The following is a 24,226-nucleotide window of genomic DNA, read 5'->3' as shown; positions in this document are numbered from 1 at the left end:
GGGGCTAGAACCACTTTCGCAAAATGCGAACTATATAATTTTAAATGACTAAATGATTATAAACCATTTTTTCAATTTTTTCACCTATTTGTTCACATTTTTAGAATCAATGACTTGAAGTATTAACGAAGTCACCAGCATAATTCTTCCTGCCAGCAGCGTGGTAGTCACCAATCAGTGGAGTTCCTCTTGGTGAGAAAGGGTTCAATCGTTACTTCTTTTGTTACTTCGGGTACTTCTTGCTCATTTTTTGCGTTGATTATTAAATCTAGTGCCACCCTGCCAAGTTTTTCGTAATCATGGTTAATCGAGGTAAGGCTCGGCGTCAAGATATCTGCGACAAACGAATCATCATAGCCTACAAAGGCAAATTTCTTGGGATTGATCTGTTGCTGATTGCACGCAACTAAAGCTCCGGAGGCAATCATATCATTCATACAAATAATGGCCGTTGGCAGCTCCTTGTTTTCTAACAGCATGTTCATCGCTTTTTGTCCGCTTCCTACCGAAAAACCACTGTAAATATGCCATTCAGGATGATAAACTAGACCCTTGTCCACCAGGTTCTGCCTGAATCCCTCTACTTTTATATCGGTTGAAGTGATCCCCTGCTTTCCTCCCAGCAAGCCAATTTTTTTGTGCCCCATTTCGACTAAATGCTCGACAATCATCTTCATACCCAACAGCTCATCGGATTTCACTTTATAACAATCGACACCGTCCATCTCTCCGTTGACCATCAAAATAGGGATCTTTTTCATAACCTCTTGCACCTCAGCGGCATCTTCCGCATCCGTTAACGATTTATTAATCCGGCCGCCCATCATGATGATCCCTTCGACCTGGCGTTCCGAGAGAACCTTTAGGTAAACGGACTCCATCTCGCTATCGTTCATAGAATTACATAAGAATATCGTATATCCCTTTTTTTGAGCGTATTTCTCCAATTTCATGCAGAAGCTTGAAAAGAATGGATTCGTGATGTCTGGCAAAATCAGCCCGATCATCTTTGTTTCTTTTTTTGATAAACTTCTTGCAATACTGTTTGGCTGAAAATTATATTCCTGTATTTTCGCCAGCACCTTCTCTTTTGTTTTTTTGCTGACTGGATAATTGCCATTTAGGACCCGCGATACAGTTGCCGGAGATACATTTGTGGCTTCGGCAATATCATAGATGGTAAACGTTTTTTTGTCCAACTGAAGCCCCCCTTCTTAGAGATATAAACCTAAATATAGTAATCGGTTTTATCTTAAGTATCTTTCTTCCAATTGTAATCTATTTTAATAGAAAGATGGTAGTCGATAGGGTGAACGTGAAGGCGGGGGAAAAAATGGCAATAAAAAGTCATAGTTGTGGACTACAGCATCCTCAACTATGACCAATTGGATTATCTAAATTTAACCGTATAGGTTTCAGTCCGGAGCCCATCCTCCGATTTTACTGTGATCACAGCAGCGTCCTCTACTTCAGATACCTGATAAGAGGCAAATAGGTCGTTGGTTACTGCAGTAACAACAGGAGAATTCGATGCTTTTTCCTTCACATCATAAGTAAATTGGTCAGGTTGGAAATCCTTTAGCGGCTTCCCATCGATTAAGATGCTCTCAAGTGTTGCATCATCGCCAATGCTTGGTTCAGCCTTCGTGACATCTCCTTTTCCAAATACCTCAATTTCCGAAATCGCAATGCATGTATTCGGCATCGCTTTCATCACCACTCGGACCTTCGATGTGGTTACTGGTGCAAAATTCACCGTTAAGTCCTTTTTCGCATTCACATCTAATTGGGTACCATCGATGGCCTTCCATTCGGTACCATCCCAGTACTCAAGCTGTAGGGATGCTGGTGGTCTCGTTCCACCCCCATCATCATAAAAATGCAAATCGAGTGTAGAAATCGTATCTTCACTCCCAAAATCAATTGCTACCCAATCTTCTGACCTCCAGCTGTTTGGATCCCAATTCGTCCAGCGAATGGAAGAGATTTCACCATCGTTAACATTTGCGGCTTTATCATACTGTCCTGTAAAGGAAGCGGTTGCCTTTGGAAACTCCTGATCAGAGCCTGGAAGGTTTAAGGCAATGTTCTGCAATGCCGGTTTGGTGACTTGCACATTGGCAGTTAATTTAACCGGACTATACGGAATCGAGCCTTTTACGGTAAATTTGGCAAGCGTTTCATACTTGCTTGGGTCAATTGTTTCCCAATTCACACGTACGTTTCCTTCTGTACCGATTTTAAGTTTAGCAGGAACAAATTCAGGCAGTTCCGGCGCTTTACCTGGAACAGTTTTCACTTTAATTGGTTCGACACTTTCCACTTTGCTGACGGTAACATTGGCAACTGCTGGGATGTTCGTTCCTTCTACCGTGCCCTTCACGGTAAAAAAGGTTTCCCTGTCATATTGATCAGGTACAACCGGCTCCCATTGGACCGCTTTTTGCACTTTTATCCCGTCACCGTAAATAGCAGTTATCTCCTGTGGCAGTTCCGGTGCGATTTTTTTCTTCGTGACAACGACATTGGCAGGCTCAATTTCTACAATTCCGGACTTGTCGATTTTCCAACTCTGATTCTTTCCAGCATTCGCTGACCAGACGTCCACACCAGCATCTTCTATTGTTGACGCGCCGCCAACTTCCAGCAGCTGACCGTTTGCTGCGTTAATGAAAGTGTATTGCTGATTGCCTGAGGTGGATAACATCCACTTTTGGCTGACAGTGTTTTGATAGGTTTGTTCCACAGCGGACCCATTTTCTACACCAATTACTTTGCCACTGTTGGTGTCGACGATTTTATATAATTCCTTGGAGCTGTATCCATTGGTCACTTTTTGAAGGCTCCATTGCTGGCTCGCTTTATCGCGGTCATAGGATTTTTGCACAATCTTGCCATCCTGAGTGATATCCAGGACCTTTCCACTATTTAGATTGCTAATTTTGTATTTATCATGATTATTTAAGAATCCGGCATCCTTGTTGACTCCAGAAACACCGGATACGACGAATGTTGTAATCGATTGTGCGGGAACCACCGCTGCTAATTTTTCATCCTTTACCTTGATGTCTTCTTTTTTCTGCAAATTATCGGTGGCCGATGTTACATATGGCGTTGCCGATGCTGTACCATTTATCGTTTCAAATCCAGATAAGTCTAAGTTGACTACTTTTTGTTCCGCAGTTGAATTGGTATAAACGACGACAACGGAGTCATCTTTCGCATCAATGGCGGCCAAGGTATTTTGGTTGTTTGTGTTGATAAACTGGTCGCCAGGGCGGATAAATTTACTGTAGTTGCCCACTGCGTAGTATTTTTTATTTTTGTATATTTTAAAATTGCTGAAATCCTTTGCGGCAAAATCAACCTGAATCAAACCCCAGTTGCCATTTTCATGCTCAGGCCTCATGTTTACTTCATCTTCAACTGCTTGCCAAAGCACCCATGCTTCCGGCTCGAGCTGCTGGATATCCGCCTGGATTCTTTCTGATATAGCAATCCCTGGCTTGATGTCCTCATGATTCTGGCCGCCGACACTTAGATCAACCTCGGACATCCATAGTTTTTTTCCCGCACCCTTGGCAATATCTCTGGCACCATTTCTTTCTCCCGTTCCGTACGTATGTACATTCAACTGTCCAATATTATTGCGGGTTTCCGTATTGTAGGCATCCCAATTGGATCGGAATTTTGATGGATTGGTTTCGTCCATTGACGAGACAACGGTATTCAAACCTTTTTCGGTTAATTGTGTTTTCACCTCATTAATCATTTTCGCTTGTGATGCCGGTGCCCAGTGTGATCCTTCCTGTCTGCCTTTGGCTCCCCAATAGTTAGTATTGGGTTCATTTACCGGTGAAAGCGTTTTAAATTTAATCCCTGTTTCTTGCTGTAAATGGTCCACAACTCCCGTTAAATAGCTGGCAAAATTCGTGTATTGATCAGGCTTCAGGTTATCTTTGTTTGCATCCCAGTTTCCGGATACGTATCCACTTTGCGTCATAAAGTATGGTGCCGAATTTGAAAAGGCTTCAAACGTATCAGCCCCTCTAGACTTAGCTGCTTTCAGCCACCATTGCTGGTTGGCATCAGCGCTCCAGTTCCAATGGTCAGGGTTTTTAGGGTCCCACCAATTCTTCGGCTCTGTCCAGCCTGCTGTGTTACCATTGGGCGGTCCAAATTCGGCCGGCCGATTCCAATAACCTGGGACTGCTCCGCCAAGACGCATGTACGGAGTGGTCTCTGGTGAATCACCACCGCCTATATTATATCGAGCAATATTAAAATTAAGTCCATCCTTGCCATAAAGGGCATCGGCTAATTGATTTTTTACTTCATCCGGCCAGCCTCCCGTAATATTAGCAAACCATACAAGTGCTGTTCCCCAGCCATCAAATGGTGCCTGTTGATAACTTGGGTCTAATTTCACCTTCTCTGTTACAGTGTTCGATTGGGCTTCTTCGGCGGCAATTGCTACAGGTGCTGCAGGTGCGAGCAAACTTAGGGTAAGGGCCGTGGCCGAACCGCATGTTAAAATCTTTTTAGCCATTTGTTTAAAATTAGCTTTTACCATGTTATATCCCCCTTTTACTATTTTCCTAGATTGAGACAGTTACTTTTATGATTACCTCCTAAATTTGTTGGTATAGAAACCGGTTTCTATATTAGCGAAAAAAAATATATCTAGTAGTTTTGTATGAATAAATTTTAAGTAAGGATACGTGCTGTTATTTTTTCAAATAGAAACCGGTTTCTATTTGAAATAGATGTCTGTTAATTCTGAATACTTATCTTGAGTATTAATATAAAATTTGCCATGGATGCTGTCAATATGAAAGGATAATTTTAGTTCATTGTTCCTATATAAAATAGGACTTAGGGACTACAAAGACATTTGCTTAATATAAAAAAAGAAACAGAAGAACTCTCCTCTGCTCCTTAAACATTTATTTTTCTTTCTCCAATTTCCTTAAGGCCAGCACGGATGAGCAGGAAGACAACTACCCATGAAGCTAGCATTAGAAAAATCTGTCCGAAGGGGAACATTCCTGTTATAGGAGTGTCCCATAATGCATGCATCAGAACCACTAAGATAAAGACGCGTAAAAACCTAAAGCGGAATAGCATGTTAAGATTAAATGGATGGTCTCCTTGTACTCTACAGAATGCTGCACCAGTCAGTGCTGCCCAGGCAATATGGCCGCCGGGTGCAAAGATCCCTCTCCATAGGATCGTGTTGTAGAGAGTTGCACCATCCCCAGAAAGCAGTGCCCTTAGAGCATATCCAGCTGTTTCAAACGCGGCAAAACCGGCTCCAACTGCAGCACCAATGAGAAGGCCGTTTAGAATATATCTATATTTTCGGTATCGAACAAACGTAATGACCGTAATTGCTTTGGCAAGTTCCTCAGCAATTCCAATCGTTATCGGATTGATATTGTTTTTCAATATATCGAAAAATACAAGTGCGACTAACATGGAGAGAATCCCACCGATCATCACGACGTATATCACTCGATAAAAGGCAATATTTTGCGGAGCATTCATCTCCCAGAAGAAGATTAACGTTGTAAACGGAACAGCAAAAGCACCAACAATAATGAGTCCGGGTATAAAGTTCACATTTCTAAAATAGCTCACACCTATATAAAAGCCTACGAATGCAAGAAGCGAAATGATGAATACCCTTGCAAAAAGCCATGGTTTTGGCCAAGTGTCTTTCACTTCCGAAATTTTTGGTGTCGTAAGCGCAGTTCCTACGATAAACAGCCGGTCCGCTTCCAGTTCACTATGATTACGGAAAACACGCGAAAATATGTTTTGAAATTTTGGTTCAATCGATCGTTGGAATCTTGGGACCATATCAACGTAATGGGCAAACTCATAAAAAAAGCTATTTTCATCCTCTTGTGTGTTATTTTTAAAAAACTTTTCTCCGCAGCTTAGGCAGAACTTCACTCCATCTGGATTGGTATAAACACATTGCGGGCATTTCAAAAAATTTCACCCCTCTTGGTTAGCAAAAACATCCTCAAATAGAGGATGCCCAATAATAGGTAAAATATTTGAATACACGTTCTATCCACAAAAATCCGCACCTGCCAAGGCAAGTCACCGGTTACCTGTGCAGTTAGAGAATATCCTTTTTCAGCGAGCTTTTAATCAGCTTCATTTCTCCTTTTTTAGGGATGAATTCACTGATGTTTTCGTATTTTTCTTCCCTTTTTAAATGGTTTTGGTCCTGGGCCAAATATTCCTTAAAGGAGTAGCAAAAGAGTTTACGGGCAACTCTTCCTTTATCACCAATGAGGTTGAACCAATTTTGCCCAACATAAAATGAATTCGTTACTTTTTTATCAATGAGATCATTAATACGATCCTTTTCTTCCACTGGATTAAATTTTGTTTTAGAAGAAAGGGCCAAGATAAAATAGTTTTTATACTTATCAAATTCTAGTAATTGAAGATGGTACTTCTTACGCTCCATTTGATTGAAATCCCTCAGGACTATTTTGATACTTTTTTCAACATCAATTTCAAATTTACTTGCATCTTTCCAGGTCGATAAACGGGAATCAAAAATGGACAATGTTAGTATATAAAAGGCTTCAAAATTTTTGGGATCAAATACTTCATTTCCAACTTGTTTTTCATCTTCCGGTACAACAATATAGTTTTTATAATCAGCAAAGAAATTTTCATTCATATCGGATACCCTCTTTCATATCTTGATAGAATTGATGAATAATTCGAAATTATATAGAATATATTCCTTTATTTAAATCAAAAATCCTGCTAATTCTTTCAAAATTCCTCACCTTTCATGGTTTTTAATTATATAGTCCCATAATAGAATGAATAATTTGTCGTGTATTCGAAATGCAGCCTTAATGATATCGAATTTTTGCTTAAGATTTTCGTCATAAAAAAATGGCTCAGTACAGTGAATACTAAGCCATTTTTATTTTATTGTTTTAAAGCTTCTACATCATGTATGGAGCTCTCATTCCCAGTTAGAGAAGTTACACTACAAACTATGCTAACACCTTACATATTTGCGTTTGAAACCAAGTTTCCCTCGATCAATTTCCTTTTGAATATTTTCGGAAGCAAGCAGAATACTGCTTTTTTTCTTGTCCCGCTTGATTTCTACTGGGCCTACTGCCTTTGCAGTTTCAACCGACTTATCATGGAGCGGCAAATAGGAAATTCCGACTGTGTAGATAAAATTATTCATAGCGGATTTTGTTCGTTCAGGAGAATCGTGAATCATATTTTCCACCTGATCAAGCATACTGGCAATCTTGCTGGCGCTAAATTCACTATCCGGTCGATTACCCAAAAGCCAGCAGTAACAGCTCCAGCCTGCCGACATTTTAAGTTCTTCCCCACTTGCAATCCATTTATCGGCAACATCTTGCGCAATATCAGTTTCAGCCAACGTTACAGCAACCACATAATCGGAAAGCATATAAAAATACGCCCCATCCATCCAACGCTCAAAATCAGCCTCAGTCATTACCATTGGGTCCGCAATGATGCCTGCAAAATACATGGCATCGTAGTTCCCGGTGGCGTAAAGCTGATCGGCTAAAGGCTGATTTTTCTTGATTTTCTTTGCGAGCGGCTTCATGGCACCTGTAGCTACCCCAAAAACCGGCTCGTGTGCACCATTGCTTATGTAAGTCTTTTTCATTCGTTCCTTGCTAAGCGTTTCGAGTTCCTGCATAACCATTTCGAAATCCATCGTTTTGCCCTTCCTTCCTTTTCATCCATTAAAATGAACTATCCTACTTTTTATCCTTTTGATCATGCAAATCAATTACACCATTTTAATAAATTTTACTATGAATTAAGCGAAGTGAATAGAGTAAGGCTACTAGTATGTGTTTTTAGATTAAAAAAGGACACCTGTATACTTCGCAAAAAACACCACAATTCAAAATTTTGGTTAAACATAGATGGTTAGAAAAACAACCGTAGGCAGTTGACAGAAAATCTCTGTCGCAAGGTTAAAAAATGAGCAAAAACAGCCAGTTCGATAAACTGGCTGTCTTTAAAACGAAAAATGTGAATCATTCCAGTCTTGCCTATTAAACAAGCAAGGCCGATTGGCCCTGCTTGTTATTTGACAATTACTTTTCCAGCCATACCTTCCTGGAAATGGTACCTACATATCAGGTCATATGTACCGGGACTATTCGGTTTCACGGTAATGGTTTTTTCTTTTCCCGGCTGGACTTCGGTGTCAATACTGAGCTTTTCCACTGTGAAGGTGTGCTCTTTCTTACCTTGGTTTTTCAAAATCAGCGTTGTCGTAATTCCATTCGGAATCGTGATGACTCTCGGATTAAAGGAATCATCGAGCAACTCGACCTCTATCGCTTTCACTGTCTCAACAGGCTGTGTTACGACGCCGGATTCAGCGAATACATCGAGTGAGCCTGGAGTTGTCATCACAACAATCATCGCAAACATAACGACCAATCCAGTTAACCACTTTTTCACATACATTCTCAATCCCTCCTTTCCTAAGCACTATTGTTTTCCAATTCATAAAATATTATCACTATAAATTGGGTTCCAATACTTCAATTAGTAAATCTTTTATCTGAAACAGCGACAAAGAAAAAAGATCGACGCTAATGACGATCTTCTACAATATGTTTCCAGTCTAGTTGTTCTTCGTAATCCTAATACACCAGCATTTATACATTAATTTACTGTGGAGTTTTTCTTTTTTACACTTAATAAATTGTTTCTATTCAATTTGATATTTAATTTTTCGGAACCCAAGAGCATTATTGCAATAAAACCTGCAATGACAAATGGGAAGATTCCAATTGACGAGTGTACTGCAATGAAACCAAGAAGAGGCGGCAGGAACGTACTACCTGTATAAGCAATGGCCATTTGATACCCCATGATTGTTTGGGAATGTTCCTGCCCAAATCGTGTTGGCGTTTCATGCAACATACACGGAAATATCGGTGCCAATCCTAATCCAACCATAATAAAGCCGACAAGCGAGAAAGTGGAAGGCAAAGGTAGGAGTAGGAATGCGGCACCAGTTAATGCTATTATTTGCCCCACCCGAATAAGCATACGGTTACTCATTTTCAAGGTAATAAAGCCTGTAATAAATCTTCCGATTGTGATACCCGCGTAATACAAGGAAACCCACTTTGCCGCTGCATCTACGGATAATTCTTTAACATTTATCAGGAAACTACTTCCCCAAAGTCCCATAGTTGACTCTGCACCACAATAAAACAAGAAAGATATCAAAGCTAGCTTAACTCCCCTAATTTGCAAAGGTTTTCGATTTTTAGCTCCTGCTCCATATAATCCATCATCTGTATTTTCTGTCTTATTAGTTGAGTTCACAATGCTGTTTCCTCTAACCTTATTCCATAAAGGCAAAGTGAAGAAAAGAATGACAACTAATGCAAACTGCAGACCAGCGATGGCAAGATACCCGTTTCTCCAAGAATGTTGCCCTGAAATAAACTGAGCCATAATTACGGGACCAAGTGTAGCCCCAACTCCCCAAAAACAATGAAGCCAACTCATGTGGTGTGCTTTGTAATGTGTCGCTACATAATTGTTTAATCCCGAATCAACGGCACCTGCACCTAATCCAAGTGGTATGGCACAAATAAATAGCCAAAAAAGCGAAGGAGCAAAATAAAACCCAAGCAGTGCTCCTGCAGTCATTAAACAACTGAAAAATGTGACAATGCCAGTTCCGAAGCGTTTAAGTACAACTCCACTAGCAAAACTGGAAATGATCGTTCCCCCAGCGATTGTCATAAAAAGCAATCCGGCTGTCTCAAAGTGAGCTCCAAGTTCCGATTGCATCAAAGACCATGACACTCCCAACAATGAATCAGGTAAACCCAAGCTGATAAAAGCCATGTAGATAATTACTAAAAAGAATGTAGCCAATATAACCCCGCCTTTAAATTTTTATAATAGGTATTGATTTGTCTTAGTTGTTTATTCCGGTGATCATGAGATCAAGACCAAGACTTTGTAATCCAAATAAATAATCTTGTTTCCAATCACTCATTATCAGTTCTGGAAGATGCTCTGCTGGAATATACTTTGAACTTCGGTCTAAAATTTGGTCTAGGATAAATTGGTTGACTTCATCATCGCAAAAAATAATGGTATAAGGATTAATAATAGATACAAAGGAAGCTACTAATCTGCTAATGGCGTCAATCTCATATTCCTCACATATAAATGCTCCCTTAGTCCTTTTTTCATTTTGCAAAGCCTGGCCAAAGTTTTGGTTATCGTACTGTGGAACAAATGACACCTCTCCTGAAAAATTAGTACTGCCTCGTACCACGACTCCATTGACCATAATTCCAGCACCTGGACCATTTTGACCTGAATATAAATAAACAAGGGATTTATCTTTCTTATTTCCCTTACTATCGTGATATCCAAGCACCGCCGCATTCATATCGTTCTCGATTACAACAGGTATTGAGAAACGACTTTCCAAATATCCCTTCAAATCTAAGTTTTGAAGGTGTTCATACCCTGGTATATAAATAATCCGTCCATTATCTACGGAACCAGGTACACCAATGGATACACAACTTATTTTTGGATATTTCCCCCTTATCTCTTCAACACAGTAGGTTAATAATCGTAAATTTACATCTACTAAGAGACTTGAGGTTTTTCCAACATCCTTCACTTCACCTAAACAGTTAAAGACAATATAATTTGTCTCTGTCCTCTCTAAAAAGATTGCCAAACCTAACATATACTCTGGATTATATGTATATCTTTTTGCCCTTCTTCCTCCACTCGAATCATCAAGACCGACTGGAATCAGTTCACCATCCTTTTCCATCTGGGTTAAGAATTTACTTATGGTAGGAAAACTAATTCCTAATTTATCGCTAAGTTCAACTTTTGTTGCACTCCCAAGTTCTAAAAGAGATTTACGAATACCGCGAAGGATTTCCTTCCCTATCGATTTTGGAGTCGTGTTCATAAGGGTCACCGCCTATTAGAATGCACTTATTAAAGAACTTTAATAAGTATCGATCAAAAACTTATTAAATCTCTTTAATAAGTCATGTTAATAATATAGCATATCATTTTACCGGAAACAATGGAGATCTTTAATGGAATGGCTCTGTATACAAGCGACCCTTCTTTGAGCGCTAGCACTCGTTAGCCATCCATGAAGCGCAAAAATCAGTGCTGCATGAATGGCTAACGAGCAATTTAGTTTAATAAGCATTTAATTTTTTTAGGATATAACTTTTTGTTTTACCCTTTTTATCAACATGCCGTGTTTTGCAATTATTATTTATTACATCGAATGTAAGATTCATTTTTAATTACTTTTGAGATAGCCTTGATCATGCCTTTTGGTCCACTTCTTTTTAATTTTTGAAAATTCTACTCAAGAATTCACCGATACCGCCGGACTTTGCTTCCTTATGCTCTGTATTATAGGATAGTCCAAAACCGTAACGATACTTGTCACCAGATTTTGCTTGGTATGCATAGGAAGGGGCCTCATCAAAGCCTGGTACGTCCATCTTGTCGTTTGCCACGGCTTCCTGATTTGCTGGAATTGTTAGAGGCAGTTTCCCCGTCGGATTAAATTTCCCACGAATCACATCAATTAAAGCTTCCGTTTTCACTCCGAACGTTCCAATGACAGCTGCAGCATTCGGTTCAATTTCTTGAATCAGCCAAGGACTACTAAAGTTGATGGCAGTAATAGTCGGTACAGTTTTCTGTATTTTGATCATCCGATTTTTATTATAAATATGCGTATTCGATCCTATGGAAATCAATGGTTGCTTTGAAAGAAGATCTTGTTTGGGAGTTATCCAAACAAGTGCATGTGTGGCTTCTTCCAAATGATCCGTCAAAGTGATGCCCGGATCATATTTCTGAATGGTTTCTTTAAATGCAATCGTATTTGCATTCTGTACACCAGCTGGGAACGACTCGACATAAAGTTTCAAATCTTTTATTTTTTTATCATTTAGGGGCAAAAGATTCTGATCATTGCGTAATAAGACAATAGACTTCCGATGGGCTAAGTCTGCCTTTTCTTTTGATTCCGGATTATTTACCACTTGAAGTGCCCTTTTCGGTTCCACATAGGGGTTTTCAAATAAACCTAAATCCATCATTTCGGTGAGCAAATATGCCACGGACCGATTGATTTTCTCCTCACTTACCAAACCTTGTTCTACTGCATTTATTAATGGCTGTGTATCATTCTGTCCGGAAAAAATATTTGCTCCAGCTTCCAATGCTTTAGCAATTCTTTCTTCCTTCGACAATTGTTTAGCACCCCATGCCATATCAATTATTGCCCCCATATCTGAGTTGACATATCCTATAAAACCAAGTTTCTCGCGCAATATGTCGGTTAAAAAAGCTTTGTTAAAAATAAAACCGACTTCTTCAAATTGCTGTTTTTCGTTATAGGGAGGAAGCCCTTGATTTGCACTTTTATTACTTGGATATGCATAGTAAGGTAGTATTGAAGTTGTTCCAGCTTCAATGGCTGCTTTAAACGGTGGCAGATGATACTTTTGCAAGCTACCTGTTGTTGGATAAATATTAAAATTTCCTTCCTCAAAATGCGGATCTTTCCCCAAATATCTTGATCCCCCACCAGGAAAATGCTTTGTAGTCAAAGAAACACTGTTTTTGTCAAGTTCTTCACCTTGAAAACCTTTGATTAACGAATAGTTTATATCTGACACAAGTTTAGGACTTTCTCCAAATGTTTCTAAGATCCTTGGCCATAACGGTTGTGTTGCAACATCAGCATTGTAGCCATACATTTTACGAAGACCAGAAGATGTCCATTCTTTTCGTGCAATTTGAGCAAATTCTCTAACCAAATCAAGGTCTCTGGTTGCAGCGAGTCCTAAGGAATCTGGCCATATGGAAAAATGACCAGGACCATCTTTTGCGGGTACATAGTAATCTTCTACTTTTTTTAAATCTGTAATATCTGCGATCATAGTGAAATGGTTTCGGGGATTTGAAATAAGGACTGCCGGTATTCCTAATCTTGTTCCCTCAGTCCTTTCTTGCAGTATATTATTTGTATTGGCAATAACATCAGCACTAGATGTCTTACGATAAACAAAATAACGTGCATGTTGATCAATCATATTATTCGGCTGTTCCATCATTGACCCTTCAATTTCATGAAATTCAGGTATAATCATTAGGCCGGCTTTTTCCTCAAGTGTCATTTGGGATACAAGATCAGCAACTCGCTTTTCTATTGGTAACTCCCAGTTTTCATAATCATCAAGTTTTCCATTTGAATTTAAATCTTTAAATACTTTTCCATTGACAGTAAGTGTTTCTTTTACTCGTACCAAGACCTCTGGGTTAACATTTTGGGCATCCACCGAAGGTATGATAAAAAGAAAAGATAAAACCATTGTAATTAAATAAGTGAGAACCTTTCTTCGTTTCAAATTCATCCATTTCCCTCAATTCAATCATTCATGTTGGTTGATGTTTTAGTCTCCCTTTTCTACCTAATTTTTTCTTTATTAGAAAAAATTATCCTCTCAACTCGAGGCAAAACGAAAGAATTGTGGAAAAATGAAGGCTCTTTTCTGCTAATAAAGGCACTTGCGGGTGCGATTCTTCAACATCGAAGGTCTTTTTTTTCTTCTTCAAATAACGGGGTAGGATAGTTTAGTAAAAAAGTGACAGTTTTGGAGATCCTACTACAATAAAATCAAAATTTTTTATGTTGGAGTTATGTATTTTTTGTCTAAAATAAAAGGCAACTCTAAATAAAGTAGAGCTGCCTGAAAGAATTGATATTTTTTATAGTCTTTATTTTTTTAAATGATAAGGAACAGTCGTGATAATTACATTTCTCCGAAACAGTAAGAAGGCCCGAATCAGTAAACTTGATTGATTATGCAGAATATTGTGCCAACCTTTCTTTGTAATAAATTGTGGGATGATTACTGTGACTCGGTAATTCGATTCACTAGCTTTATGTTCAATAGTATCAACAAATTTGGTAAGAGGATTAATGATACTTCTGTAATGCGAGTGAAGCGTCACCAGTCTTACATCTGGTTGCCACTTCTTCCATTTTTCTTCAAAGTTTTTCTCGTCATCTCTTTCAAAGGAGACATATACTGCAATAATTTGATCTTGAGAAAGTGATTTTGCATAGTTGATCGAATTCGCTACCACATTAGTCATGCCAGCAACAGGAACTATTAGTACATTTCCTTCAATTGGCATCAATGGTTCACAAGTTGTAAGGCTAAGCTGGGCACCGACTGCTTCATAATGCTTTCTAATTCGGTAGAAAACAAAAAGAATAATTGGTAAAAAAACTAAAACCGACCATACTTGAGTGAATTTAGTTAAAAAGAACATCATTGACACAATAAAGCTAATAAAGGCCCCTATTGCATTTATGATTAGTTTTGGAAGCCACCCCTGAGGCTTCTCGCGAATCCATTTAACGATCATTCCGGTTTGGGACAAGGTAAATGGAATAAACACACCAACAGCATAAAGAGGAATTAGATGCTCTGTTTCTGCCTGAAAAGCAATAATTAAAATGATTGAAGTGATGGCAAGTATGATAATGCCATTTGAGTATCCCAATCGGTCTCCTCTAACAAGAAACATCCTTGGAATAAACTTATCTTTTGCAAGATTAACTGCCAGTAATGGGAAAGCAGAATAACCAGTATTTGCAGCAAGGATTAAAATTAATGCTGTAGTACCTTGAATAAAAAAGTACATGAAATTCCGTCCGAAAGTCTCCTCAGCAATCTGTGATACAACGGTTACCTCTGCGCTTGGCGTAATCCCATAATAATAGGCTAAATAAATAATTCCTGAAAATAATATGGCAAGTAATGCGCCCATCATCATTAACGTTTTGGAAGCATTATTAGGTCCGGGATCTTTGAAGTTAGGAATTGCATTGGATATAGCTTCAACCCCAGTTAAGGCGGAACTTCCCGAGGCAAACGCCCTTAAAAGTATAAACAAACTGATTCCGGTAACAGGTGTACCAATTGGGGGATGTAATTCAGGCGAAACTCCTCCTGTTAGAATATTATAAATTCCCACACCAATTAATATGAACAACGCTAATACGAACAAGTACACGGGGTAGGCTAAAATTGATGCGGACTCCGTTACTCCTCTTAAATTTAAAATTGTAATTAAAATGACGAATACAATCGCAATTTCGACATTAAATTTATGTAAGGTCGGAAAGGCAGATGTTATCGCGTCAGTACCAGCAGACACACTTACAGCAACAGTTAGTATGTAGTCTACCAATAGAGAGCCTCCAGCTATTAAGCCAGGATTTACACCTAAGTTATTTTTTGAAACCACATATGCTCCCCCACCGTGAGGATACGCGAAGATGATTTGCCTATAAGACAAGATAAGAGCTGTTAAAAGTATTAATACACCAACTGCGATAGGAATTGAATACCAAAATGCAGCTGCACCAACTGTAACTAAAACTATCAGTATTTGTTCAGGACCATATGCAACCGATGATAGAGCATCAGATGAAAGGATAGCTAATGCCTTCGTTTTGTTAAGTTTCTGTTCTCCTAATTCATTGGATTTTAAAGGACGTCCAATTAAAAACCTTTTTAAGGCTGAAATCATTAAATACTCACCACCCAATAGTGTTAATAGTTTTATATTACCCTTTAAACAGTAATTTCCACAAAAAAAACAATTTTTTTATATAAATAAAAAAAGTGCCTACAAGCCATAGTAAATAGACCTGTAGACACGTCATTTATCTTGTGTCACAAGCTCCACCTTCCTTCTCATTTAACGCTTACGAGGTTAGCTGTCGGATTCGGACCATTGAGTAGCCCTACCTTAAAAGGATTCACCCCGTGGATTAAATAACAACCCACAAAAATGGTTCCCCCGTACCATATGGTTTCAGCGACTTAAGAATTTGAAACTGTGATTATATTACTCCTGTAAATAGCAAAAGTAAATGAAATTTATGTAAAAAGATTAAAACTTTAGGTCAGTGGTAATGTTAGTAATAAAGATTTTATTTCAACCTCGTAGAATATTTTAAAATTCCACACGGAAATGAGGAATTATATGTTCAAAGAAAATAGTCCCTTTTTATCTGATGACTTTTTAGATGAATTAGCTAAGGAGATTAACAAACAATTTGGAGGTCCTACAAATGAACAATATGTAGAGCCTACCAACAATGATATTGATTAAATTGCACGCTAAGACGGTATAACTTAAATATTGAATCTATAAACCGCATTAAAGCGGTTTTTTTGTTGTCCTCTGCTTATACACTAACCTGACCGTTAGCTGAAGAAATATAATATAGAAGAACAATAAGGGATTTCTCAAACAAAGATTTCCCTTTCATATTTACCAGCCATAAATACAGCGAGTATTGTGATTATTGCTATCAAAATAGGTTTCAATTTATTTTTCATTTACTCACCTTGATTCAATTTGTATATTTGAAGTTTTCTTTAGCATTCCCTAAAGTCCTTCTTGCACTAACCTCCCCCGATAGCACAACAAGAAAAACTGCCAAAAATGGCAGCTGGAACTTCTAGTATTGCACCCTTTATTTTGAGTACATCTCTTCAATATTAGAGAAGGAATTATAAGAATAGGGATAAGAATAGTCGTTTTCAGGTTTTAAAGGTGGCTTGTGTTCGAACTCAATGGTAACGGCATTAATTAACAAAAATGAACCCAGAACTTGAAACCAGCTGCCAACCAATAAAATTTGTTCCCCTATTACATTTTTTTTGTTTAAAACATAGATATTACCGATCGATCCTAAAAAAGCGCCAAAGAAATGAAACCACCTCCAAATATTGTAAGTGTCCTATAGTCCGATTCTTCTAAAAGGGTTGCACCTACAGCTTCAAATGCTGCACCAAGGCCTTGTATTCCGCTACCAAGGGTATCTATCACTGTTCCTTCCTCTTCAGGACCGTATATTTCAATATCTACACCAACTGCATTCGTAGTGTTACCAGCAGCCTGAAGCCAGGCACCTAAGATGGTATATATTTGTGATAGTTCCCTCTTTGGTGTTAACAACTTAGTTCTCCCGATGGCTTGTAAGGAATTTCCGAAAGCTTCAATTCCATTTCCTTTTGCGATTAAATCTTTACCCTGGTCGCTCCCCGATAAACTTTGCTGTGTTTGCCCGATTGCATCAATTAGTGAGCCAACACCCAGTATCCATTTTCCTGCAATGACAAGGTCCTCTCCTTGAAAATCCATATTCCTAAACACTCCTTCATCGAGGTATTATTATGTTATTCATGAAATTGTATTAGTTAACATAAAGATACAAATCAATGGATTAGTAAAGAATTGACGTCCTAGATTAAACACAAGCCATTTTTTTATTAAAATATGAATGGTCGCTATTAACGTCCAATAAAAATTTTTCTTTATCAGAGTTTGATTCCTTAAGAAAAATATCTTGCAAATGGTTCGCAACGTAAAGTTTTTATTTTGAATTACTGCAATGATATCATCTAATCGATTAATGGCTTATTAAGTTTTCTCTTCTCTTAGTTCATAGCTTTTTAGCCTTATTTCTATACAGTATTGAAGTATATTAACCTGTCAACTCAATAATGACCAGTCAGAAGGCTTAGCCTTTTTTAAAAAGCATTTTTACTGGGTCTATTTTGTTTTGCTCTTTTTTGGGTTTTGTGCTTTTTAAATCTTCATGGGAGTTGAACATGAAAAAACAACTACATAAGATTTTAATGTGAATATCTTTTCGCATTATTTCTTACAAATTCAATGATTAACTTAGATATTATTAACATTAAAACTGTAACTAAAAAAGAATAAAAATAGTTCCAATTTTCTAACTTGTACAATCCAAAATAAACAAATATGGGTACCCCAATGAAACAAATTATTGCTGATATAACAATAGTAGCGAGAAAATAGGCTTTCCATTTACTAAAGAATTGATAGGTCAAAGTCATAATTACTGGAACCGCTGCAAAATCTACCGCATTAAAACGATGTGATAAAACAACTAACTGGTGGGGATAACTCCAAAAATCGAAATTATTGCCTATTTCATTTCCAAGCCCCACAATTTCAAAATTCACTAAAAAAGCAAAAGAAATTAACAACCTTCTATAACGGTCCATTAAAAATAAGAACAAAATAAGACATAAAACATTAAAGATAACAATACCCCACCATCCAGGACTAAATAAATCGTGATGAAGCCATATATCTCTTTGTATTGAATTAAATTTGCTTCCCATTTTGTCAATTTGAGTGTACATTTTTACTCCTCTTTCTTCATCATCTGATATCCTTTCATTAAATTAACCTTTTTTCCCAGCGTTATACTGTTTCTTTCTATCTAATCTGCGAATAAATTTTAGATTCTTAACAACAGAGTATATAAAAAAGGATATGGAATAACAGATAACCAAATATTCGAATTTATTAACATATATGTACCCACATTTTAGTCAGAAAGGTTCGTAAAGAGTAGAAAAAACAAACATAATATATAATAAAAAAATACCACAAACACATCCTATACTTATCAACAGACAAAAGAGGGAGATTATGTGGTATCTTTATGTTTCTGTATTGACCTTTAATACCGTAGCCGTATTAACCAAAAAGAAGTTACAAGCTATTGTATATTATGCTTCGATCTTCTGGGGGCTATTCTCAGCAGAATTTACTGACAGATGGACAGATAAATGGGACTGGTACGGATTCTTTGAACCACAGGTTATTGATTGGGAAACTACCCTTATTATTCTAGGTATTTATCCAGCAGCTACAATTCTTTTGATTAATTGGTATCCTTATCAACGAACCAGGAAAGTCAAGGTTACTTATATCCTTGCGTGGTCTGTATTTTCAACTGCATTTGAGTATTCTTTTTATCTTTCTGGATATGAACACTTTCACGGTGGATGGAAATGGTGGCATTCAGCTTTATGCTATCCATTCTTATACGAGATACTATTTATACAAGTATGGTTTGTAAGGCGACTAATAAAAAAGGGGTAAAAATCCTCTGGATATACCGAGTGTTTTTTTGTAAATAATAAGATTGTTAAATAATAAAATGCGGAGGAATTCTATGCAACGGGAACAAGATAAAGAGAATGTGGGTTCTATTATGAGACCGGAATTTGCCGGTACTGATGCACAAAAAGTAAAACAAGAAATTCAAAAGGATGTAAGTCAAGGACAAGGTGCAATGACTTCCCGAGAGGCAGGAGCAATGCAAGATTAAAAAACCACTCTGAGTGGTTTTTTATTTTTCCTTCACTCTTTCACCCGTGGAGTAAACTCCCCCGTTAGCGTAAGTCCAATGATTCACAATTAAAAAAGCTGCCCCAATATAAAAGTGGGACAGCGTTGTTTTGTATAATTAAATATCGAGTTTCCTTGTACCAATCCATTTCACCATTTCAGGATCTCTATGTGAAAAGAACAAGCTCTGTTTCGTGTCTAACGTAGAGATCTTCTCCATATCTTCTTGGCTTAACTCGAAGTCAAAGTTATTGAAGTTTTCGATGATTCTTTCCTTGCGAACAGACTTTGGAATGACAACGACTCCTCTTTGTGTCAGCCAACGTAAAATCACCTGGGCAACAGATTGATTATGCTTTTCCGCAATTGAAACTAACAATTCATTTTGGAAGATATCATTTTTACCTTCAGCAAAAGGTCCCCAAGACTGTATTTGGACATGATTCTCTTTCATGAATTGAGCACTTTCTATTTGCTGGTTGAAAGGATGTGTTTCCACCTGGTTAACAGCAGGAATCACTTCATTATGAATGATTAAATCGATCAAGCGGTCTGGATGGAAGTTACTCACTCCGATAGACTGGATTTTACCTTCCCGATATAATTCCTCCATCGCACGCCAAGAACCGTATACATCACCAAATGGCTGATGTATTAAATACAAGTCTAAATAATCCAATTGCAGTCTTTCTAGTGAATTTGCGAATGCTTTCTTTGTGCTCTCATAACCAGCATCCTGAACCCATAGTTTTGTGGTAATGAACAATTCCTCTCTTGGTACACCACTCCGCTTAATTGCTCTACCCACTGCTTCTTCATTTAAATAAGAGGCAGCTGTATCAATCAGACGATAGCCTGCCATAAGAGCATCGTAAACGGCTTGTTCACATTCTTTTGGATCATTCATTTGAAACACACCAAAGCCAAGAATAGGCATCTCTACGCCATTGTTTAAGATTACTTTTTGCATCTAAAAATCCTCCCATTTTATAATAATATTCGTTAAGACATTCATTTTCATTAAAAGAATGTAATTACTCCGCTAGGAATTGTACTTTATTATTATGCAACAAATGATAAGGCAACTGATATCCAATTCCTATCAAATCATTGCCTAATCCTCTCGCCACCACTTTCGCCCATCTAAAGAGGATATAAAACGCCTGAAGGAATCCTATAAATAGAACAAGGAGCAGCGGCCTTAGACCACTGCTCCTTGTTTAATTTATTGCCCATTTACATTTCCCACCATGATGATACAGGAATAGAGATCGATTCGACTAAAGGAACCTTTTTCACCTGCTCTTTTTTTTCAAATAATAAAGACTCCTTTTTATTTCCTTTTCTACTTTTTGAAAAAACGTCTCCAAACCCTTATTAGCTCCACCCTCTAACACCCGCTGACCTGCTAAAGCGAGGGCACCTGTTACCTGTGCTTCAGCTATACAGTTTAGTTGGGTCGCCTTTTGTTGATCTTTAAGATAAAGTTCAGCTTTACCGGAAATTTCTCCGATATTACCACTTCCAATTACTTGTAATTGAAGGATGGAGGATGGCTTCTTCTCATGGAGTCGAATCTCTAGGACAAAATGATCTTGAATGGGGCCCATTTTTATCTCCACTTCAGCTTGGTATACACCTCTGGCCACTTCTGAAAAAGACTTACAACCAGGGAGTGAGTTCCGGAGCACCTTTTCATCCTTGATATATTTCCAAACAATGTTCCTTGGCAGCCCGAATGCGTATTCGTACTCGAATTTCACTGTTCCCCCTCCAATTGCCACAAAAATTACAATCAATTATATGTATTCAATTGGATTGTGAATGGTTAATAGAAACTGAATATGCTGTTTAAGGAAAAGATACCTGCTCTTTATTATCATTCCTTTTTTATGATTGGCCATCTAAGCGGTAGGAAAAACTAATCTCGCCGCAAAACCAAGAAATTTGTCTTTCACAACTATCACGATAAGGAATTCATCTCTTATTCTCCTGTTTTTTGTAATAAAAAACCTACTTCCACCGGGAAATAGGGTCTTACTCTTTTCAAATGAGTAAATGATATTTTATTGTGAGAGTAGCTGCTGCGCAACAATATAACCTGATCCGCCATTCACTCCATGCCCAGGCCAGGTTGCGGCACCGAGCATATAGACATTTGGAATAGCTGTCTGATGACCCGGCTGCCCTTGTAACTTGAAGCATAAAATTGCCACTATTTGAAGCATATAATTGCCATAATATTAGGGATTTGGGTTCAAAGTATATATAAATTGAATCATAATATTGCCAGAAGACTTTTTTTGAAGCATATAATTGCCAACGATCTTTTTACTACAAAAAAGAATGTGCCTCACTTAGGACGCACATTCCGCATTTTTCTTGGTTTTATCGATAATTCATGTAATGTATGTTCAATATAGTTTCTATACACTTGGTTTAAAGAAATAGGCCTACCGATTTTTTTTTCAATTTTTCTATAAGCTGGATACTTTCCTTCTGAAACTAATAATTCTATGGCTTCGTAAATTTCTCTTTTAATGGACTCATGCCTTTTTACTACCTCTTCAATTCTATACTCTTCGTGACGAATAATTATTTGCTTGCAAAGTTCAGGGAAAAGTTTCCTTAAAGCTTTGTTTCGATATTTCAAACCTAGTCTTTCATGAGTTTCTTTAAAGGAGATTGGCGGGTTTAAATTTAGGATAACTTTCAATTCCTCTTCTATTTTTTCGTAATTATATTTTACAGAAATAGAGTTAGTACTCTGAATTTCAATAGGTACTTCACTTAAATGTGGTGTAAAATTAAAATCTCTAGAAAATAAAACATCCACAAGATCAACATTCAAGTAGTAACATAATTTTAAAAAATACTTTAGACTAAATCCCTTACCCATTCTCCAATCTCTTAATGTACGTCTATTTATATTTGTATTTTTACTAATTTCTATAATACTTATATTATAACTTGTTAAAATCTCAAATATCTTTTTAATATTTCTACCATAATAACTTTCTAATTCAGTTTGATTAATTAAAAATAATAATTTTAGATTTTTATTAACAAAACGATTCCATTCAAGTTCATTAAATGCAAAGTTTTTACTATACTCATTTCTCCCCAACCATTTTTTACATTTCGCACAATAACCTATCCTTGCATAGTTGCATAAAGGTAACAAGGGGGCATCACAATAAAAGCACTGATTTATTAATCTACATTCATGTAGCTCACACATATCTACACAAACCAAATTCCAAACAAGTTTTTCGTAAATCACATTACCAAAACCCCCCATTTCCTCTATGCATATGGGGCACAAGTTTATTGTTTTTTTTAAATCTTTTGTATTAATAATATTCTTAAATGGAAGTAAAGTTAAATTATTAAGGCCCTGAGTTGTTGTTAATTTTTCAAGGATACTACTAAAAAATTCAGCACTATCAGAAATATTATTAATAGCTGAACCAACCTTGTATTTACCATGACAAACTCTTCTAGTAGGGTAGAAATTCTCTGAAATATATTTCATTAGCCCTCCTATTGTTATAGAATGTTGCTCACATAGTCTTGTAATATAACTAGAAAGACTTTCAATGTCCATCCCTTGTCCCATAATTTCTAATCTGTAAAATGCACTCCTTTCAGGAAAACTAATTGAATCGTGTTTTTCCAATGTAATAGGTTCAAATTTAATCACCATCTCCAACACCCACTTTATCCCTCTTAGGATTCCTTAAACCTACGTCATTTCTCTTCCCTTTTGATTTTTCCTTAGCACTAATTTCTTTGGCTTCTTTTTTAGGCATTCCTAATTTCTCTCTTACTTCGAGAATTGTATTTAGTTTTTCCTCAAGGCGTGATTCTCCTTCTATTATTTCTTCTAACATTTTAGATACTTTATTAATTGAAGGAGCGGCACGTTCTATATGTTTAAATTTTAAGGTTATTAATTCCTGTTTTTCATTCTCCTCTTTTTCCCTCTTATATTCACGAACTGCGGTTCTTACACTTCGCTTTAACCAATCCTTTAATACTCCAGTTAATCCAAGTGATCTTTCAAAAAATAAATCTTCATATTCTTCGTCGTTCAAATCAATTTCGATATAAAAATATTTTTGAATACGTTCCTTGAAGTGGGTTATAATGGCTCTAAAAATTTCAAGATCCTTTTTATTACGAATATCATATCTTGGAAAGTGAATTTCATCGCTCCGTCTACTTAATTGGCCGCTTAAATTAACAAAATTTAAAAGCTCATAAGTACCTATACATACAATTACGGCATTCGTTACGTTCGCTAAAGATTTAATGGTATCCAGTTGATCTTGAAACCTTCTTGCTGTACCCATTTTAGCAATATGTTGTGCCTCATCTATAATAATTATCTGAGTCCTTCTATGCTTAATTGCATTTTCAAGTGATCTTCTAAGTTCTGGTGCTGTGTAGCCATTTTCCGCAGGAAACTTTCTCTTTTTGGGTCTAAAATTATTATCATATTCTTCGTAATCTACCTTTTTATCAATTAAAGTCTCATTTAATTTTGCCAAACATCTGACATAAAAGTCTTTCCAATTAAACACTCCAGAATCTGCAGCAACTGCTTCTATCAACAAATAAGGAATAAAACTTGGATCTTCAATGATTTGTTTTTCAAACAACTTAAACAATCTCTTTTCAAGTGACTGACTTAATGTAGTCTTTCCGACTCCACTAGGTCCAATTACGTTAAAAATTTGAGTACTGTTATCCATTCTAGCTTCTAAAACTAATTCATATACCTCGTTAATAGAATTAAGTAAGCTTGGGTGAGCAACCATATATTCTGCAAAATATGTTACTCGTTCGTCCTCTACCTCGTTTAAAAGCACCA

General features: G+C 37.2%; 20 protein-coding genes and 1 riboswitch. Of the genes, 3 read left to right on the top strand and 17 right to left on the bottom strand.

Features of this window, described 5'->3' with window-relative positions; all coding sequences use genetic code 11:
- Positions 1-167 precede the first annotated feature (167 nt).
- From CCK98_RS14075 to CCK98_RS14030, 10 genes are all read right to left on the bottom strand, one after another.
- Entirely contained in the window at positions 168-1,199 is a 1,032-nt protein-coding gene (locus tag CCK98_RS14075; RefSeq protein WP_088087170.1) for a LacI family DNA-binding transcriptional regulator, read from the bottom strand.
- A 191-nt stretch (positions 1,200-1,390) separates the two neighbouring features.
- A complete protein-coding gene (locus tag CCK98_RS14070; RefSeq protein WP_088087169.1) occupies positions 1,391-4,573 on the bottom strand; it encodes a glycoside hydrolase in 3,183 nt (1,060 codons plus the stop codon).
- Positions 4,574-4,938: 365 nt separating this feature from the next.
- Positions 4,939-5,997, bottom strand: coding sequence for a PrsW family intramembrane metalloprotease (locus CCK98_RS14065; protein WP_088087168.1), 1,059 nt, complete (start codon positions 5,995-5,997; stop codon positions 4,939-4,941).
- 133 nt (positions 5,998-6,130) lie between these two features.
- Entirely contained in the window at positions 6,131-6,706 is a 576-nt protein-coding gene (locus CCK98_RS14060) for a hypothetical protein (protein WP_088087167.1), read from the bottom strand.
- A 333-nt stretch (positions 6,707-7,039) separates the two neighbouring features.
- Positions 7,040-7,747, bottom strand: coding sequence for a DNA alkylation repair protein (locus CCK98_RS14055; protein WP_088087166.1), 708 nt, complete (start codon positions 7,745-7,747; stop codon positions 7,040-7,042).
- Positions 7,748-8,124: 377 nt separating this feature from the next.
- A complete protein-coding gene (locus tag CCK98_RS14050; protein ID WP_088087165.1) occupies positions 8,125-8,514 on the bottom strand; it encodes a cupredoxin domain-containing protein in 390 nt (129 codons plus the stop codon).
- A 201-nt stretch (positions 8,515-8,715) separates the two neighbouring features.
- Positions 8,716-9,948, bottom strand: a complete 1,233-nt coding sequence (locus CCK98_RS14045; protein ID WP_088087164.1) for a sugar MFS transporter — start codon at positions 9,946-9,948, stop codon at positions 8,716-8,718.
- Positions 9,949-9,991: 43 nt separating this feature from the next.
- Positions 9,992-11,017 carry an ROK family protein gene (locus CCK98_RS14040; RefSeq protein ID WP_088087163.1) on the bottom strand — a complete coding sequence of 342 codons (1,026 nt, stop codon included), beginning with the start codon at positions 11,015-11,017 and terminating at the stop codon, positions 9,992-9,994.
- Positions 11,018-11,414: 397 nt separating this feature from the next.
- A complete protein-coding gene (locus CCK98_RS14035; RefSeq protein ID WP_088087162.1) occupies positions 11,415-13,499 on the bottom strand; it encodes a glycoside hydrolase family 3 N-terminal domain-containing protein in 2,085 nt (694 codons plus the stop codon).
- Between the two features lie 364 nt (positions 13,500-13,863).
- Positions 13,864-15,690: an APC family permease gene (locus tag CCK98_RS14030; RefSeq protein WP_088087161.1), complete on the bottom strand. Its 1,827-nt coding sequence runs from the start codon at positions 15,688-15,690 to the stop codon at positions 13,864-13,866.
- A gap of 159 nt (positions 15,691-15,849) precedes the next feature.
- Positions 15,850-15,994, bottom strand: a riboswitch (cyclic di-AMP (ydaO/yuaA leader).
- 155 nt (positions 15,995-16,149) lie between these two features.
- On the opposite strand from CCK98_RS14030, the gene CCK98_RS14025 reads away from it, so the two are divergent.
- Positions 16,150-16,278 (top strand): hypothetical protein, encoded by a 129-nt coding sequence (locus tag CCK98_RS14025; RefSeq protein ID WP_088087160.1) that lies wholly within the window; start codon positions 16,150-16,152, stop codon positions 16,276-16,278.
- A gap of 585 nt (positions 16,279-16,863) precedes the next feature.
- Here the strand turns inward: CCK98_RS14025 and CCK98_RS14020 are convergent.
- Together CCK98_RS14020 and CCK98_RS14015 are read right to left on the bottom strand one after the other, a co-directional pair.
- Entirely contained in the window at positions 16,864-17,316 is a 453-nt protein-coding gene (locus tag CCK98_RS14020) for a hypothetical protein (protein ID WP_088087159.1), read from the bottom strand.
- Between the two features lie 494 nt (positions 17,317-17,810).
- Positions 17,811-18,353: a hypothetical protein gene (locus CCK98_RS14015; protein WP_088087158.1), complete on the bottom strand. Its 543-nt coding sequence runs from the start codon at positions 18,351-18,353 to the stop codon at positions 17,811-17,813.
- Positions 18,354-18,645: 292 nt separating this feature from the next.
- On the opposite strand from CCK98_RS14015, the gene CCK98_RS14010 reads away from it, so the two are divergent.
- Together CCK98_RS14010 and CCK98_RS35355 are read left to right on the top strand one after the other, a co-directional pair.
- Positions 18,646-19,101 carry a hypothetical protein gene (locus CCK98_RS14010; RefSeq protein ID WP_088087157.1) on the top strand — a complete coding sequence of 152 codons (456 nt, stop codon included), beginning with the start codon at positions 18,646-18,648 and terminating at the stop codon, positions 19,099-19,101.
- 73 nt (positions 19,102-19,174) lie between these two features.
- A complete protein-coding gene (locus CCK98_RS35355; protein WP_179195803.1) occupies positions 19,175-19,330 on the top strand; it encodes a hypothetical protein in 156 nt (51 codons plus the stop codon).
- Between the two features lie 138 nt (positions 19,331-19,468).
- On the opposite strand, the gene CCK98_RS14005 is transcribed toward CCK98_RS35355, so the two are convergent.
- The 5 genes from CCK98_RS14005 to CCK98_RS13990 all read right to left on the bottom strand — a co-directional run bounded on the left by CCK98_RS14005 (position 19,469) and on the right by CCK98_RS13990 (position 24,224).
- On the bottom strand, positions 19,469-20,320 hold the full coding sequence (locus tag CCK98_RS14005) for an aldo/keto reductase (protein ID WP_088087156.1): 852 nt from the start codon (positions 20,318-20,320) through the stop codon (positions 19,469-19,471).
- A gap of 325 nt (positions 20,321-20,645) precedes the next feature.
- A complete protein-coding gene (locus tag CCK98_RS14000; RefSeq protein WP_088087155.1) occupies positions 20,646-21,113 on the bottom strand; it encodes a CoxG family protein in 468 nt (155 codons plus the stop codon).
- 303 nt (positions 21,114-21,416) lie between these two features.
- Positions 21,417-21,578 carry a hypothetical protein gene (locus CCK98_RS35350; RefSeq protein WP_179195676.1) on the bottom strand — a complete coding sequence of 54 codons (162 nt, stop codon included), beginning with the start codon at positions 21,576-21,578 and terminating at the stop codon, positions 21,417-21,419.
- Positions 21,579-21,703: 125 nt separating this feature from the next.
- Complete coding sequence (locus CCK98_RS13995; RefSeq protein WP_088087154.1) at positions 21,704-23,056, bottom strand: TniQ family protein; 1,353 nt, start codon at positions 23,054-23,056, stop codon at positions 21,704-21,706.
- Positions 23,046-24,224 (bottom strand): TniB family NTP-binding protein, encoded by a 1,179-nt coding sequence (locus CCK98_RS13990; protein WP_256942553.1) that lies wholly within the window; start codon positions 24,222-24,224, stop codon positions 23,046-23,048. Before CCK98_RS13990 ends, CCK98_RS13995 begins: the two co-directional genes overlap by 11 nt.
- Positions 24,225-24,226: the final 2 nt, after the last annotated feature.

Source organism: Bacillus sp. OV166 (assembly GCF_900177675.1).
Taxonomy (GTDB): Bacteria; Bacillota; Bacilli; order Bacillales; family Cytobacillaceae; genus Neobacillus.
Note: the sequence above shows the minus strand (reverse complement) of the source record. Positions and strands in the feature narration are given on the sequence as shown.